The 14,271-nt window shown below is 53.5% G+C and carries 16 protein-coding genes; 3 read left to right on the forward strand and 13 right to left on the reverse strand.

Annotated features, from left to right (window positions below):
* Positions 1 to 84: 84 nt before the first annotated feature.
* The 9 genes from ABOC97_RS06285 to ABOC97_RS06325 form a co-directional block, all read right to left on the reverse strand.
* Positions 85 to 477, reverse strand: coding sequence for a DoxX family protein (locus ABOC97_RS06285; RefSeq protein WP_234508472.1), 393 nt, complete (start codon positions 475 to 477; stop codon positions 85 to 87).
* A gap of 284 nt (positions 478 to 761) precedes the next feature.
* Positions 762 to 1,043: a YqjK-like family protein gene (locus tag ABOC97_RS06290; RefSeq protein WP_349595301.1), complete on the reverse strand. Its 282-nt coding sequence runs from the start codon at positions 1,041 to 1,043 to the stop codon at positions 762 to 764.
* On the reverse strand, positions 1,040 to 1,438 hold the full coding sequence (locus tag ABOC97_RS06295; RefSeq protein WP_349595304.1) for a phage holin family protein: 399 nt from the start codon (positions 1,436 to 1,438) through the stop codon (positions 1,040 to 1,042). The genes ABOC97_RS06290 and ABOC97_RS06295 overlap by 4 nt, the downstream gene beginning before the upstream one ends.
* A 2-nt stretch (positions 1,439 to 1,440) precedes the next feature.
* Positions 1,441 to 1,746, reverse strand: a complete 306-nt coding sequence (locus ABOC97_RS06300) for an ElaB/YgaM/YqjD family protein (RefSeq protein WP_052283711.1) — start codon at positions 1,744 to 1,746, stop codon at positions 1,441 to 1,443.
* 26 nt (positions 1,747 to 1,772) lie between these two features.
* Positions 1,773 to 2,141 (reverse strand): DUF1090 domain-containing protein, encoded by a 369-nt coding sequence (locus tag ABOC97_RS06305; protein ID WP_349595307.1) that lies wholly within the window; start codon positions 2,139 to 2,141, stop codon positions 1,773 to 1,775.
* 148 nt (positions 2,142 to 2,289) lie between these two features.
* On the reverse strand, positions 2,290 to 2,670 hold the full coding sequence (mzrA, locus tag ABOC97_RS06310) for an EnvZ/OmpR regulon moderator MzrA (RefSeq protein WP_349595310.1): 381 nt from the start codon (positions 2,668 to 2,670) through the stop codon (positions 2,290 to 2,292).
* Between the two features lie 2 nt (positions 2,671 to 2,672).
* A complete protein-coding gene (gene yqjA, locus ABOC97_RS06315; RefSeq protein ID WP_234508484.1) occupies positions 2,673 to 3,335 on the reverse strand; it encodes a DedA family general envelope maintenance protein YqjA in 663 nt (220 codons plus the stop codon).
* A gap of 314 nt (positions 3,336 to 3,649) precedes the next feature.
* Complete coding sequence (gene exuR, locus ABOC97_RS06320) at positions 3,650 to 4,426, reverse strand: transcriptional regulator ExuR (protein ID WP_234508486.1); 777 nt, start codon at positions 4,424 to 4,426, stop codon at positions 3,650 to 3,652.
* Between the two features lie 129 nt (positions 4,427 to 4,555).
* A complete protein-coding gene (locus ABOC97_RS06325) occupies positions 4,556 to 5,860 on the reverse strand; it encodes an MFS transporter (protein WP_349595315.1) in 1,305 nt (434 codons plus the stop codon).
* 471 nt (positions 5,861 to 6,331) lie between these two features.
* On the opposite strand from ABOC97_RS06325, the gene uxaC reads away from it, so the two are divergent.
* The 3 genes from uxaC to ABOC97_RS06340 all read left to right on the forward strand — a co-directional run bounded on the left by uxaC (position 6,332) and on the right by ABOC97_RS06340 (position 9,882).
* Entirely contained in the window at positions 6,332 to 7,744 is a 1,413-nt protein-coding gene (gene uxaC / locus ABOC97_RS06330; protein WP_349595318.1) for a glucuronate isomerase, read from the forward strand.
* Between the two features lie 14 nt (positions 7,745 to 7,758).
* Positions 7,759 to 9,246, forward strand: a complete 1,488-nt coding sequence (locus ABOC97_RS06335) for a UxaA family hydrolase (protein WP_349595321.1) — start codon at positions 7,759 to 7,761, stop codon at positions 9,244 to 9,246.
* Positions 9,247 to 9,330: 84 nt separating this feature from the next.
* Positions 9,331 to 9,882, forward strand: coding sequence for a YgjV family protein (locus ABOC97_RS06340; RefSeq protein ID WP_234508494.1), 552 nt, complete (start codon positions 9,331 to 9,333; stop codon positions 9,880 to 9,882).
* Between the two features lie 19 nt (positions 9,883 to 9,901).
* On the opposite strand, the gene sstT is transcribed toward ABOC97_RS06340, so the two are convergent.
* The 4 genes from sstT to ABOC97_RS06360 form a co-directional block, all read right to left on the reverse strand.
* Complete coding sequence (gene sstT / locus ABOC97_RS06345; protein ID WP_349595324.1) at positions 9,902 to 11,152, reverse strand: serine/threonine transporter SstT; 1,251 nt, start codon at positions 11,150 to 11,152, stop codon at positions 9,902 to 9,904.
* Between the two features lie 243 nt (positions 11,153 to 11,395).
* A complete protein-coding gene (locus tag ABOC97_RS06350) occupies positions 11,396 to 12,364 on the reverse strand; it encodes a TerC family protein (protein WP_349595327.1) in 969 nt (322 codons plus the stop codon).
* 271 nt (positions 12,365 to 12,635) lie between these two features.
* Positions 12,636 to 13,622, reverse strand: a complete 987-nt coding sequence (locus ABOC97_RS06355; RefSeq protein ID WP_349595330.1) for a Gfo/Idh/MocA family protein — start codon at positions 13,620 to 13,622, stop codon at positions 12,636 to 12,638.
* A 72-nt stretch (positions 13,623 to 13,694) separates the two neighbouring features.
* Positions 13,695 to 14,195 (reverse strand): YgjP-like metallopeptidase domain-containing protein, encoded by a 501-nt coding sequence (locus ABOC97_RS06360; RefSeq protein WP_234508503.1) that lies wholly within the window; start codon positions 14,193 to 14,195, stop codon positions 13,695 to 13,697.
* Between the last annotated feature and the right edge of the window lie 76 nt (positions 14,196 to 14,271).

Genomic DNA, 14,271 nt, shown 5'->3' on the forward strand with positions numbered 1-14,271 from the left:
CGCTGTCGCTTGAGCTACGCCGAGTATAGATAGCAAAAGCGAGGAGATATCTCCTCGCTTTTTAGTTAACTCAGTATAGTGCGCTTACCACTTTTTATTCAGTACACGGTCGATACTGAATGCGCCTGGACCGGTGATACCCAGCAGCAGGAAGCCGCCAGCGATGGTCAGGTTTTTCATGAACATCAGAGAGTTCATGCCTTCCGCAAAGTTGCTGTGGAAGATAAACGCGGTCAGCAGGGTGAAGCCTGCGGTGAACAGCGCGGTAGTACGGGTCAGGAAACCGAACAGAATCGCCAGACCGCCGCCGAACTCAAGCAGGATGGTCAGCGGCAGCAGGAACCCTGGGACGCCCATTGCTTCCATATACTGCTGTGTACCCGCATAGCCGGTGATTTTTCCCCAGCCCGCTGTGATAAACAGAATAGGCATCAGAATACGAGCAACCAGGAAACCAACATCTTCTAATTTTTTCATCTTTCTCTCCAGAGAACCTTGCGGGTAGTTAAACCATATTATTGAGCGTTTACACGTCGATAGCGTGTATCTGCTGTCGATGGAGAGAAATATAACCGCGGTGTATCACAATTGTTAGCAAGGAAAACTGTTGAACTTCTTCAAAGAATCTGAGCAACGATGTATGGCAGCGAGTAGATTGATGGGGAATATCGGTACGGGGTGTACCAGTAGACGGACAAGACTAAGCAAGGGTATTGAGTGAAATACCCTTTCTCAGATACCGGGATAATTAACGCAACGGCTTAGCGCAGCAGGTTTTTGGCCATGCGCCAGGTGCTCCAGATGCCAAGGCCGCGACGGGCCCAGCGCACCAGAAACCGGGGATGACGCAGTGAAACCACGGCCATGGCGCTGCTGGCGACAATCGCCCACGAGCGCAAACTGACAAGCTTGCTCCAGCCACGGTCGTAGACCGCGGTGGCATCGAGCCAGTCGCGGCGGGTAGCGATCAGATCGAGCCGCTGCTGCTGAATCTCCCGCAGCAGAAAGGCTTTGCGTTCCTCTCGCGCCTGTCGTGGACTCATGGCTTATCATCCTCCAGTAGAGCACGATCGTTTGCCAGCTCATGGCGCGTGTGGCGCAGCAGCGTTGAACGGCGGGCCTTACGTATTGTCCAGATGCCGCCAATCAATGCCAACAAGAGCAGCGTGCCGGTGGTTGCCATCATCACGTGTAAACGATACTGCGGATCAACCGCCCAGATGACCAACACCAGCAGGCTCATCAGGCCGAAAGCGGTAAACAGCAGGGTAAGCCCCGCCATTAACAGCAGCTGGATGAGGTTAGCTTTCTCCTCTTCCAGCTCGACGACCGCTAATCGCAGCCGCGTTTCCACCATCTGCACCGCAAGGGTGACAATACGCTGACCCATGCCAAGGATGTTTTTTCCCGGGCCTTGTGCGTGGTGAGAATCGTTCATGCTTAACGACGGGTCAGCAGAACGCCCAGTACCAGGCCTACGGCTGCACCGATGCCGACGCCGGTCCACGGATTTTCACGCACGTAGCCATCGGCTTTAGCCGCAGCTTCACGCGTTTGTTTTGCCAGCGCGTCGCTGGTTTCACCCAGACGGTCACGGCTCTCTTTCAGCGCGCTTTCCGCTTTGCTACGCAGCTTGCTTAGCTCTTCCTTGGATTTATCGGTGGAAGTATTCAGGACTTCTTCCAGGGTATCGGACAGGGCTTTGAGCTCTGCACGTAACTGCTCTGATGTCGAATCTTTAGCCATCGTATCTCTCCTGTAAGGATTTCTACTCAATACGCGCGGGATTCCAGCGCGTTAAGTTCTTGCTGGGCTTCTTTCAGTTTCTGCTCACGTTTGGTTACTTTACCCGCATTACCGGTCTGTTTCGCTTCCTTCAGATCCTGCTCACGCTCGCGAATTTCATCTTTCTGCTCAGCGATTTTTTCCTGATGATCGGCGCGTAGTTTGCTGTCAGTACAGTGAGCTTTCACTTCACTCAGCGCTTTTTTCAGACCGTCAATACGGTGTTGATTGTTATGCTTCTCGGCATAGCCAATCTCGCGCTGGATGTCTTGCTCTTTTTCCTGACACAGTGATGTTGCTGCAGCGCTCGCGCTAAGCGAAGCGAGAGTGAGCGCAAGTACGATGCGGTATTTCATGTATGAGCCTTCCATTGTGCGAAGTACATCTATTATGTACTTTTCCCAGTTTGTGAGTAGCGGCGTTGCCACATTCACAACACTAAGCATAGTAAGTAAATTACAAAATCACCAAAGTCGGTGAAATTATTCAGAATCCTGGAAGTGGCTAACCAAATCGATGAGAGGTATCACGAAGAAGGGACAGCCAGCTTGCCGGATCGGTATCTTCATCCTGCAGGGCGATAACGTAAACATGCGGTAGCGTGCTATCCAGTACGCGTTTTGCCGCCGCGCTTTGTTCGCTGGATTCAAAGGTAATGAGTAACGCATTGTCCTGCGGGGTGATGCTTTTAAAACGAATGCCGTTGGCGTCCAGGTGGTGCGAGATGGAGAAACCATCGGGCATATTGGCCTGGTTCATTGGGCGGATCGCCAGCGTGGACTCCTCGCGCTGAAGCGCAGCCCACAGCCAGAGCATGATGCATAACATCAGCATCACGCTCAGGCTAAGTGCAAATCGGCGGAGCAGAATGTGGTTAGACCCCATAATTACCCTCGATTACCGTATTTTTTCTTCCACACCACGGCCAGTGAGCCTATCAAGCCAAATACCAGCAGCACGACCGGCAGCAGCATCAGGCATGACATCAGCGCGTCTTCATACTTCTGGAAGACGGAGGTTTTACCGAGCAGATAGCCCAGAGTCGTCAGAATCAGAACCCACAGCAGGCCGCTCATCCAGTTGAAGAACTGGAAGCGAGCGTTATTCAGCCCGGAAAGACCAGCAATGGTCGGTAACAAGGTACGGACGAAGGCAATAAAGCGGCCCACCAACAGGGCGGAAAGGCCGTGTTTGTGGAACAGATGGTGCGCGCGTTGGTGGTAGTGGGCGGGAAGATGCGATAGCCAGTTCTGGACGATACGCGTATTGCCGAGCCATTTGCCCTGGATGTAACTCACCCAGCAGCCGAGGCTGGCGGCGACAGTCAGAAGGAAGACGGTTTGCGGGAAGCCCATTGCCCCTTTGGCAATCAGCACACCGACGAGCACCAGCAGGCTATCACCCGGCAGGAAGGCAGCCGGCAGCAGACCGTTCTCAAGGAACAGAATCATAAATAAGACAAAATAGAGCATACCAATCATGGATGGATTAGCGAGAGTCTCGAAATCCTGGCTCCATAAGGCATTTAAGAGTTGGGTTAGTAGTTCCATTCACGATTCCTGGTACATCGATTAACGTAATGCCTGAACACGCTGCGATATCTTCGCTGTTTTTATTTTAATAGCATCGCGGTAAATGCGCGCTGAACAGTCCTTGTTTTGGCAGAAAATGTGCAAAACGACAAATTGCATTCAATTGTAACAAATGGTCTGGTTTCTCGTCACAGAAATTGCAATTTGTTGCAGACTGATTTTGCGGCTTAGCGCGGGGAGTGGCTAGGGGATTTACAAAGGCTTACCCACACTGAAAGTCGGGCAAGCCTTATAGAGATTTCAACGGTTTCGCGTAGCGCGGAAAGGGGGCCTTATTTACCGCCGATGGCTACGGTATCAAGGTGGACAACCGGGTTTTCCGCAAACAGATAACGGTCGGCGTTGAACTCGAAATCATCGCTGGTTTCATTGAATAACATCAGCTTAGTGTTTTCGAGGTGCTGCCACATAGCGATTTTGGCCGCATGCGGATCTTTACGAATCAGCGCTTTTAAGATTTGGTCGTGATCGTCGCACCAGTTATCGACGGTACGCGCATCGATATGGTCATGCAGTTTTTTCCAGTACGGGTTATGTACGCGCTGGGTCCACATTTTTTCGACAATCGCGGCGAGCGCGGTATTTTGCGTGGCTAGCGCGACCTGCACGTGGAACTGGAGATCCCACTCTGAATCGCGGAAGCACTTCTCTTTGCGCGCTTTTTCCTGGATCTCCATCAGCTTCATGATGTCCTGCTTGGTGACCTGGGTCGCGGCAAACTCAGCAATGTTGCTTTCAATCAGCTGACGAGCCTGTAGCAGTTCAAACGGGCCGTAGTTGGCAAACTCGAGGTTTTCATCGGGTGCCTGATGGTATTTGGCTTGATTGGAAATGACATGGATGCCTGAGCCCTTGCGGACTTCAACGTACCCTTCCACTTCCAGCATGATAATGGCTTCGCGGACCACCGTACGACTCACGCTCTTTTCATCGGCAATGAAGCGCTCAGCAGGCAGTTTATCGCCCACAAGGTAAACCCCTTGCTCAATGCGCTCTTTTAACTCAGCGGCAAGTTGCTGATACAAACGGCGGACATCGGTGATTTCCATATGCTCTCCAGGCAGGGTACGGCAGATTAAATTTGTTATACCACTTTTACGCACAGCTAACCACAATTAGCAATGAAAAAAGCCGCCTGAATCAAGGCGGCTTGAGAGAGAAAAGATATCAGGAACCGATTAGTTTTGCGTTGCCTGCTGCGTCGGGTGATGGCTATCCGATTCGCCATCGTCCGCCTGTTTGTTCTGCAGGACGGTCCAGATAACCAGCGCACCTAACAGGTCGAAGATAGCCAGTACGGCAAACAGCGGGCTGAAGCCAATGGTATCGGCCAGCGCACCGACCACCAGAGCAAACATGGTACTCGCCATCCACGCTGCCATCCCGGTTAAACCGTTGGCGGTAGCGACTTCGTTACGACCGAATACATCGGAAGAGAGCGTAATCAGCGCGCCGGACAGAGACTGGTGAGCGAAGCCACCGAGGCACAGCAGGGCGATAGCAATATAAGGACTGGTGAACAGGCCGATCATCCCAGGGCCAATCATCAGCAGTGCGCCCATGGTGACAACCATTTTACGCGAAACAATCAGGTTAACGCCGAACCAGCGCTGGAACAGCGGCGGCAAATAACCACCCAGTACGCAGCCTACGTCAGCAAACAGCATTGGCATCCATGCAAACATAGCGATTTCTTTCAAGTCAAAGCCATACACTTTGAACATGAACAGCGGGATCCAGGCGTTGAAAGTACCCCAGGCTGGTTCTGCCAGGAAACGCGGCAGTGCGATACCCCAGAAGCGACGGGTCTGAATAATCTGCCATGGCGACATCTTCTTACCGTTGTTGGTCTGGTGCTGTGCTTCCTGACCACCAATGATGTAATCGCGTTCTTCGTCAGTTAATTTCTTCTGATCGCGTGGGTGTTTGTAGAAGATGAGCCAGGACATCGCCCAAATGAAGCTCAGTACGCCGGAGATGATGAACGCCATCTGCCAGCTGTGCATCACGATAGCCCAGACGACCAGCGGTGGAGCAATCATACCGCCGATAGAAGAACCGACGTTGAAGTAGCCCACTGCAATAGAACGCTCTTTCGCCGGGAACCACTCGGAGCTCGCTTTCAGACCCGCAGGGATCATGGCCGCTTCTGCGGCACCGACTGCACCACGGGCAATCGCCAGACCACCCCAGCTGCCTGCCAGCGCGGTAGCGCCGCAGAATACAGCCCAGGCAACGGCGAAGAAGGCGTAGCCAATTTTGGTACCCAGAATGTCCAGCACATAGCCCGCAACGGGCTGCATGACGGTGTAAGCTGCGGAGTAAGCAGCGATGATGTATGAATATTGCTGAGTGGAAATATGCAGCTCAGCCATTAAGGTTGGCGCCGCTGCCGCCACGGTATTACGTGTCAGGTATCCTAGCACGGTGCCCATCGTCACCAGTGCAATCATGTACCAACGTAATCCTTTAATTTTACGCATGTAAACCTCATCGTTTTGTTATCTCTGCGGGGTTCGCAGCCATCATCCTGTGCCAGGAGATGATGTTTTTTCGAAGGGCTTACCGAGGACGTGAATCCCGGTACGGCCCGAACTTGCCATTAGTACGTGTGCTGAATTCGGTATCCGTACCGCTAAATCAGGTGTCTGTATCGACCACTGCTAATGCATTGTGTCTGTGTATGTATTCGACGGGGGCAAGATAACTTGTCATACAACTTTAAAAGGTGAATACCGTCACAAAAGAGGTATTTTCCATAGGGTTTAAGGGGTAGATAAGGCAGGCCAGTACTGACGCGGCTTGCAGCTTATTTTTGCCAGTTTTATTGTCATTTTTTGTCAGCGTTTATTGATCTAACTCACGAAAAAATCTTCGGCCCAATGAAATTGGTGTGATAACTTTGTCAGCATTACAGATAAACATCTGACCCACTCGTTGAGAGGAAGACGATAATGACCCCGTTTATGACTGAAGATTTCCTGTTAGATACCGAATTTGCCCGCCGTCTGTACCACGACTACGCAAAAGACCAGCCGATTTTCGACTACCACTGCCATTTACCGCCGCAGCAGGTTGCAGAAGATTATCGCTTTAAAAACCTGTATGACATCTGGCTGAAAGGCGACCACTACAAGTGGCGTGCGATGCGCACCAATGGTGTTGCTGAGCGCCTTTGTACCGGCGATGCGTCTGACCGTGAGAAATTTGACGCGTGGGCGGCGACCGTTCCGCACACCATCGGCAACCCGTTATACCACTGGACTCATCTGGAGCTGCGCCGTCCGTTCGGCATTACCGGTAAACTGCTGTCTCCGGCCACCGCTGGCGAGATCTGGGATGAGTGCAACGAGCTGTTGGCGCAGGACAAGTTCTCCGCGCGCGGCATCATGAAGCAGATGAACGTGAAAATGGTCGGCACCACCGATGATCCTATCGATTCTCTGGAACACCACGCGGCCGTTGCTAAAGATGGCTCTTTCGACGTGAAAGTGCTGCCGAGCTGGCGCCCGGATAAAGCCTTCAATATCGAACAGGCGACCTTCAACGACTATATGGCGAAGCTGAGCGAAGTGTCTGACACTGAAATCCGCCGCTTCACCGATCTGCAGACCGCGCTGACCAAACGTCTGGATCACTTCGCCGCCCACGGTTGTAAAGTGTCCGACCACGCGCTGGACGTGGTGCTGTTCGCCGAGTCAAACGAAGCGGAACTCGACAGCATCCTGGCCCGTCGTCTGGCCGGTGAAACCCTGAGCGAGCACGAAGTGGCGCAGTTCAAAACCGCGGTACTGGTGTTCCTCGGCGCTGAATATGCACGTCGCGAGTGGGTACAGCAGTACCACATTGGTGCGCTGCGTAATAACAACCAACGTCAGTTCAAACTGCTGGGCGCGGATGTTGGTTTTGACTCTATCAACGACCGCCCGATGGCTGAAGAGCTGTCTAAGCTGCTGAGCAAGCAGAACGAACAGAACCTGCTGCCAAAAACCATCCTCTACTGTCTGAACCCGCGCGACAACGAAGTGCTGGGCACCATGATCGGTAACTTCCAGGGGGAAGGGATGCCGGGCAAGATGCAGTTCGGTTCCGGCTGGTGGTTCAACGACCAGAAAGACGGTATGGAACGTCAGATGACGCAGCTGGCGCAGCTGGGTCTGCTGAGCCGCTTTGTGGGCATGCTGACCGATAGCCGCAGCTTCCTGTCTTACACCCGTCATGAATACTTCCGCCGTATTCTGTGCCAGATGATTGGCCGTTGGGTTGCTGCGGGCGAAGCGCCTGCCGATATCCAGCTGCTGGGTGAGATGGTGAAAAATATTTGCTTTAACAATGCGCGTGACTATTTCGCCATTGAACTGAACTAAGGTCTGGGGTTGGTATGCAATACATCAAGATCCATGCGCTGGATAATGTCGCGGTAGCGCTCGCTGACTTAGCGGAAGGAACCGAAGTGACCGTTGATGGCCAGGTTATCACCCTGCGCCAGCCGGTGACGCGCGGCCATAAGTTCGCTCTGCGTGCCATTGCGAAAGGCGAAAACGTCATTAAATACGGTCTGCCAATCGGCCATACGCTGGTCGATGTGGCGGCAGGTGAGCACATTCACGCTCACAACACCCGTACCAATCTGAGCGATCTGGACACGTATAGCTACCAACCGGATTTCCAGGCTGAAGTGGCACAGCACGCCGATCGTGAGGTGCAGATTTATCGCCGCGCGAACGGTGAAGTTGGGGTGCGTAACGAACTGTGGATCCTGCCGACCGTTGGCTGTGTCAACGCGATGGCACGTCAGATGCAAACGCGCTTCCTCAAAGAAAGCAACGATGCTGAAGGTATTGACGGCGTTCACCTCTTCAGCCACACCTACGGCTGTTCGCAGTTGGGTGATGATCACATTAACACCCGTACCATGCTGCAAAACATGGTACGTCACCCGAACGCGGGTGCGGTGCTGGTAGTGGGTCTTGGCTGTGAAAATAACCAGGTTGATGCCTTCCGCGAAACGTTAGGAGAGTTCGATCCTGAACGCGTTCACTTTATGATCTGCCAACACCAGGAAGACGAAGTGGAAGCGGGGATCGAACACCTCCGCCAACTGTACGATGTGATGCGTAACGACCAGCGCGAGCCGGGTAAACTGAGCGAGCTGAAGTTTGGTCTGGAGTGCGGTGGGTCTGACGGTCTGTCCGGTATCACCGCTAACCCGATGCTGGGTCGCTTCTCTGATTACGTGATTGCCAACGGCGGCACTACCGTGCTGACTGAAGTTCCGGAAATGTTCGGTGCTGAACAGCTGCTGATGGATCACTGTCGCGATGAAGAGACCTTCGGCAAGCTGGTGACGATGGTCAATGACTTTAAGCAGTACTTCATTGCTCACAATCAGCCGATTTACGAGAATCCGTCTCCGGGCAACAAAGCGGGCGGTATCACCACGCTGGAAGACAAGTCGCTGGGCTGCACGCAAAAAGCGGGCTCCAGCCAGGTGGTTGACGTACTCCGCTACGGCGAGCGTTTGAAAACCCACGGGCTGAACCTGCTGAGCGCGCCGGGCAACGATGCGGTTGCTACCAGCGCACTGGCTGGTGCGGGCTGTCATATGGTGCTGTTCAGTACCGGTCGCGGTACGCCGTACGGCGGTTTTGTACCAACGGTGAAAATTGCCACCAACAGCGAACTGGCGGCGAAGAAAAAACACTGGATCGACTTTGACGCCGGCCAGCTGATTCACGGTAAAGCGATGCCTCAGCTGCTCAATGAGTTTGTCGATACAATTGTGGACTTCGCCAACGGCAAGCAGACCTGCAACGAGCGCAATGACTTCCGCGAGCTGGCATTGTTTAAGAGCGGTGTCACGTTGTAGTCGCACGATAATCTGATACGATAAAACGGCGTTTCAAATCCTGAAGCGCCGTTTTTTTATGGCTTCGTTTTTCAGGGATTCTTCATGACTGCGTATTGGCTCGCCCAGGGCGTAGGTATCATCGCTTTTCTGATCGGTATCACTACCTTTATCAACCGCGACGAGCGTCGTTTCAAGTTTCAACTGGCTATCTACAGCGGCGTGATTGGGCTGCATTTCTTCTTGATGGGAGCGATCCCTGCCGGGGCGAGCGCCGAGCTTAACGTGATTCGCACGGTGATTTCGGTCTACACCCGACGCCTGTGGGTGATGTTCTTGTTTATCGCCCTGACACTGATTATCGGTATCGGCAAACTCCAGCATGCGATGGAAATTCTGCCGGTCATCGGTACGGTAGCCAGTACCTGGGCGCTATTTCGCTGCAAAGGGCTGACGGTGCGCTGCGTGATGTGGTGCTCAACGGCCTGCTGGGTGATGCATAACTTCTGGCTCGGTTCTATTGGTGGCACGCTGATTGAAGGCAGCTTCCTCGTGATGAACGGCCTGAACATTATTCGCTTCTGGCGGATGCAGCGTAAAGGCATTGACCCGTTTAAGGTCGAGAAGAAAGTGCAGGAGGAAAACCCCTCCGCCTGATGGCGAAGGGGCCGAAGGATTAGCTACGCAGCGCATCCTTTGCCAGACGCGCATCTTCCGCCTGGCAAACGGCGGCGGTGAACATCACGTCGGTAGAGGAGTTGATGGCGGTTTCGCATGAGTCCTGAAGCACGCCGATGATAAAGCCGACGGCAACCACCTGCATGGCAATCTCGTTGGGAATACCAAACATATTACAGGCCAGCGGGATCAGCAGTAATGAACCACCCGCCACGCCGGATGCACCGCAGGCGCACAGCGATGCCACGACGCTCAACAGCAGCGCGGTTGGCAGATCGATAGCAATACCCAGCGTATGTACGGCCGCCAGGGTCAGCACGGTGATGGTAATCGCCGCTCCCGCCATATTGACCGTGGCCCCCAATGGAATTGACACCGAATAGGTATCACGATCCAGATTCAGCTTCTCACACAGCGACATGTTGACCGGAATGTTTGCCGCCGAGCTGCGGGTAAAGAAGGCGGTCACGCCGCTTTCGCGCAGGCACAGGAACACCAGTGGATACGGGTTGCGGCGAATCTGCAAAAATACCAGCAGCGGGTTTATCACCAGCGCGACCACCGCCATACAACCAACCAGCACCAACAGTAGCTGCGCATAGCCCCACAGCGCCGAGAAGCCGGTAGTGGCAAGCGTGGAAGAGACCAGGCCAAAGATCCCGATAGGGGCGAAGCGGATAACCACCTTCACGATAAAAGTCACCGCATTCGACATATCGTTGACCAGATTTTTGGTGCTCTCATTGCTATGGCGCAGAGCAAAACCCAGACCCACTGCCCAGACCAGAATACCGATGTAGTTGGCGTTAATCAGCGCATGAATCGGGTTGGCCACGATGCTCATCAATAGGCCGTGCATCACCTCAACGATACCGGTTGGCGGCGTGATGTCCGTAGCCCCGGTCGCCAGTTGCAGCGTGGAAGGGAAGAGGAAGCTCACCACCACGGCGGTCAGCGCAGCCGCGAAGGTGCCGAACAGATAGAGCCATAAAATAGGGCGGATGTTGGTTTTCTGCCCCTGCTGGTGGTTAGCGATTGACGCCATCACCAGCGTTAATACCAGTACCGGCGCGACAGCTTTCAGCGCGCCAACGAACAGCGTACCAAGCAGACCGGTGGCTTCCGCGGCAGGTTTGGAAACCAGCGCCAGCGCAATACCGAGGACAAGCCCAACCAGGATCTGTTTGACCAGACTGCCCCGAGTTAGAAAACGCATAAAGCCGGATGATGCGGGTTGTTGTGTCATCATTGCATTCCTTAGGATGATGAGTTGTGTCTATCCAGCGACGTATTATTTGTTACGTTTATGTCTGGATGTAAAAAAGTGTTTGCTCGATCGAGTATAAGGAAAGTCGGCGCTTGGGGAAGTGCAAAATGCTGGAATTTACGCCATGCGTCATAGTTCTTAACTAAAAATTTACATTTTTGCGGCGCAAATATGAATATGAGCGGTGGTTTGGACGAGCCACAAACGGCTCGTCCGGAGAGGGGATTACATTACCTGCTTTTTCGCATCGTTACGGTGGTTCACCCATGCGTTAATCAGCAAGGTAAGCAGCAGGATGCCGCCAACCACGCCCAGCGAGACGGAGATCGGAATGTGGTAGAAATCGACGATCAGCATCTTGATACCAATAAACACCAGGATTATCGACAGACCGTACTTCAGCATTGAGAAGCGCTCTGCAACGCCCGCCAACAGGAAGTACATCGCACGCAGACCGAGGATTGCGAACAGGTTAGAGGTCAGCACGATAAACGGATCGGTTGTCACCGCGAAGATTGCCGGGATGCTATCTACCGCGAAAATCACGTCGCTCAGTTCAACCAGAATCAGTACCAGCAGCAGCGGGGTAGCAAACAGCACGCCGTTTTTGCGGGTAAAGAAATGCTCGTTCTCGATTTTGTCGGTCATCCGCAGATGGCTGCGCAGCCAGCGCACCAGCGGCTTGTCGCCAATGCCGCCTTCATCTTCTTTTGCCAGCGCCATCTTGATACCGGTGAACAGCAGGAACGCGCCGAAAATATACAGCAGCCATTCGAACTGGGAGATAAGCCAGCTGCCAGCGAAGATCATGATGGTACGCAGCACGATTGCGCCAAGGACGCCGTAGACCAGCACCCGACGCTGCAACGCTGCCGGAACGGAGAAGTAGCTAAACAGCATCAGCCAGACGAAGACGTTGTCGACCGCCAGCGATTTTTCAATCAGGTAGCCGGTGAGGAAGGCCAGCGCCTGCGGATCGGCGACCGCACGCCCCTGAGTCTGCACTAAGTACCACCAGAACGCGGCGTTAAACAGCAAAGAGAGGGTAATCCAGACCAGCGACCAGCTAGCAGCCTGTTTCATCGACATCGTATGAGCGCCGCGACGGCCCTGCAAAAACAGGTCGATGGCGAGCATAATAACCACGACGACCGCGAATCCGCCCCACAGCAACGGTGTGCCGACTGTATTCATAACTATTTTCCTTACGCATAAAAAAACGGCTAACGTCAGAAGACGATAGCCGTTGCTTTTTATGCATAGACCTCGCCTTCCGGCAAGGTCTCACTTACAACAAGAAAGGAATACGCGTTCGTATTCCTTTTTCGTTGCCCGGCGACCGGATACGTTTTACACGTATCGTAATGACGATCCACCGACCAGGAAGTTACTCCCCTTTGCACGTAACAAAATATGTCAGGTCACTGGTTTCGTCAATGACCCGACATCTCTCTTTTACGTTGTTTTACGAAGCCTGCGTATCCGCCGGGAAAACGACGCCGGTCTGGCGACGGATTTCGGTCTGAACTTTGGCGGTAATGCGGCTGACTTCGAGCCCAGGGTGATTCACTTCGTTGTTTTCGACCAAGCGCGCAAACTCTTCGGCTTCATACAGCATAGTATTGATGTGCTGAGGCTGGCTGAGATCTTGCGCTTTGCTGCCGCGCGGCACGAAGGAAAGCTTCTGGCACTCGGAGATTTTCTCGATAACCAGCGCCCCGGCTTCACCCTGAATTTCACTTGGCAGATTGGAGTCGCTGACTTTGGAGTGCTGCAGCGTGACGCTGAAATCACCGTAGTCCATCACCACTACGCCGTGGGCGTCGACGCCGCTGTCCAGCAGGCTGGCGGAAGCCTGAACTTGTTTTGGCTCGCCCCAAAGCGCAACCGCTGAGGCCAGGCAGTAAAAACCGATATCCATAATCGAGCCGTTGGAGAAGGCTGGGTTAAAGGTATTTGGGTTTTCGCCGTCGAGATAACGCTGGTAGCGAGAGGAGTACTGGCAGTAGTTGATAAACGCTTTACGGAGCTGACCGAGCTTTGGCAGCGTTTGTTGCAGCAGCTGGAAGTTAGGCAGGCTGGCCGTTTTAAACGCTTCGAACAGCACCACCTGGTTTTCCCGTGCGACGGCAATCGCCTGCTCCACTTCACGCAGGTTAGACGCGAGTGGCTTCTCGCAGATCACATGCTTTTTATGGCGCAGGAACAGCTCGGTTTGCGGAAAGTGCAGCGAGTTCGGGCTGGCGATATATACCGCATCAACGTCATCGCTTTGTGCCATGGCTTCCAGCGAGGTGAACAGATGCTCGACGGGATAATCGTTGGCGAAACTTTGCGCCTGCTCGAGGCTGCGGGAATAGACGGCGGTTAACTTGTACTTGCCGGTCTCATGAGCGGCATCGACAAACTGGCGGGTTATCCAGTTTGTTCCAATCACAGCGAAACGTATCATAAACGCCTTCAGGCTCCATAAAGGGATTCTTTCGTCAATGTATCACGCCTTTATGACAATGCCAGTGCTCGCCTACGCAGTTTCCTTTAACGAAAGATGCGTCAGCCACAAACGGGTATCAAACTCCAGCTGGTGGTACTGCGGCTCCATATAACAGCACAGCTGATAGAACGCTTTATCGTGTTCTTTCTCTTTCAGATGCGCCAATTCATGAACCACGATCATTTTCAAAAAAGCTTCAGGTGCGTTGCGGAACACGGTGGCGACGCGAATCTCCGCTTTGGCTTTGAGCTTGCCGCCCTGCACGCGTGATACCGCCGTGTGCAGCCCGAGCGCGTTTTTCAGCACGTGGATCTTATTGTCGTACATGACTTTATTGATTGGCGGCGCGTTGCGCAGGAACTGGCTTTTCAGATCCTGGGTATACTGCCAGAGCGCTTTATCGGTAGCGAAATCGTGCGTGCCGGGGTAGCGTTTCTCCAGCACTGCGCCCAGACGCCGCTCGGTGATTAACGTGCGCACCTGAGTCAGTAAATGCTCCGGGTAGCCCTGGAGGTAAGTTAGTTGGTTCATCTTCACCCACGCAAATCATAAAAAGTGTATACTCACGCACCCTTTTCAGGGATACGCCGTAATTTTACCATTCAGG

The organism is Kluyvera huaxiensis (genome assembly GCF_040149365.1).
GTDB lineage: Bacteria > Pseudomonadota > Gammaproteobacteria > Enterobacterales > Enterobacteriaceae > Kluyvera > Kluyvera intermedia_A.

What these genes read in the sequence shown, in the direction of transcription:
- ABOC97_RS06285 (WP_234508472.1), bottom strand. Translation starts at nt 477, where the DNA reads ATGAAAAAATTAGAAGATGTTGGTTTCCTGGTTGCTCGTATTCTGATG.
- ABOC97_RS06290 (WP_349595301.1), bottom strand. Translation starts at nt 1,043, where the DNA reads ATGAGTCCACGACAGGCGCGAGAGGAACGCAAAGCCTTTCTGCTGCGG.
- ABOC97_RS06295 (WP_349595304.1), bottom strand. Translation starts at nt 1,438, where the DNA reads ATGAACGATTCTCACCACGCACAAGGCCCGGGAAAAAACATCCTTGGC.
- ABOC97_RS06300 (WP_052283711.1), bottom strand. Translation starts at nt 1,746, where the DNA reads ATGGCTAAAGATTCGACATCAGAGCAGTTACGTGCAGAGCTCAAAGCC.
- ABOC97_RS06305 (WP_349595307.1), bottom strand. Translation starts at nt 2,141, where the DNA reads ATGAAATACCGCATCGTACTTGCGCTCACTCTCGCTTCGCTTAGCGCG.
- mzrA (WP_349595310.1), bottom strand. Translation starts at nt 2,670, where the DNA reads ATGGGGTCTAACCACATTCTGCTCCGCCGATTTGCACTTAGCCTGAGC.
- yqjA (WP_234508484.1), bottom strand. Translation starts at nt 3,335, where the DNA reads ATGGAACTACTAACCCAACTCTTAAATGCCTTATGGAGCCAGGATTTC.
- exuR (WP_234508486.1), bottom strand. Translation starts at nt 4,426, where the DNA reads ATGGAAATCACCGATGTCCGCCGTTTGTATCAGCAACTTGCCGCTGAG.
- ABOC97_RS06325 (WP_349595315.1), bottom strand. Translation starts at nt 5,860, where the DNA reads ATGCGTAAAATTAAAGGATTACGTTGGTACATGATTGCACTGGTGACG.
- uxaC (WP_349595318.1), top strand. Translation starts at nt 6,332, where the DNA reads ATGACCCCGTTTATGACTGAAGATTTCCTGTTAGATACCGAATTTGCC.
- ABOC97_RS06335 (WP_349595321.1), top strand. Translation starts at nt 7,759, where the DNA reads ATGCAATACATCAAGATCCATGCGCTGGATAATGTCGCGGTAGCGCTC.
- ABOC97_RS06340 (WP_234508494.1), top strand. Translation starts at nt 9,331, where the DNA reads ATGACTGCGTATTGGCTCGCCCAGGGCGTAGGTATCATCGCTTTTCTG.
- sstT (WP_349595324.1), bottom strand. Translation starts at nt 11,152, where the DNA reads ATGATGACACAACAACCCGCATCATCCGGCTTTATGCGTTTTCTAACT.
- ABOC97_RS06350 (WP_349595327.1), bottom strand. Translation starts at nt 12,364, where the DNA reads ATGAATACAGTCGGCACACCGTTGCTGTGGGGCGGATTCGCGGTCGTC.
- ABOC97_RS06355 (WP_349595330.1), bottom strand. Translation starts at nt 13,622, where the DNA reads ATGATACGTTTCGCTGTGATTGGAACAAACTGGATAACCCGCCAGTTT.
- ABOC97_RS06360 (WP_234508503.1), bottom strand. Translation starts at nt 14,195, where the DNA reads ATGAACCAACTAACTTACCTCCAGGGCTACCCGGAGCATTTACTGACT.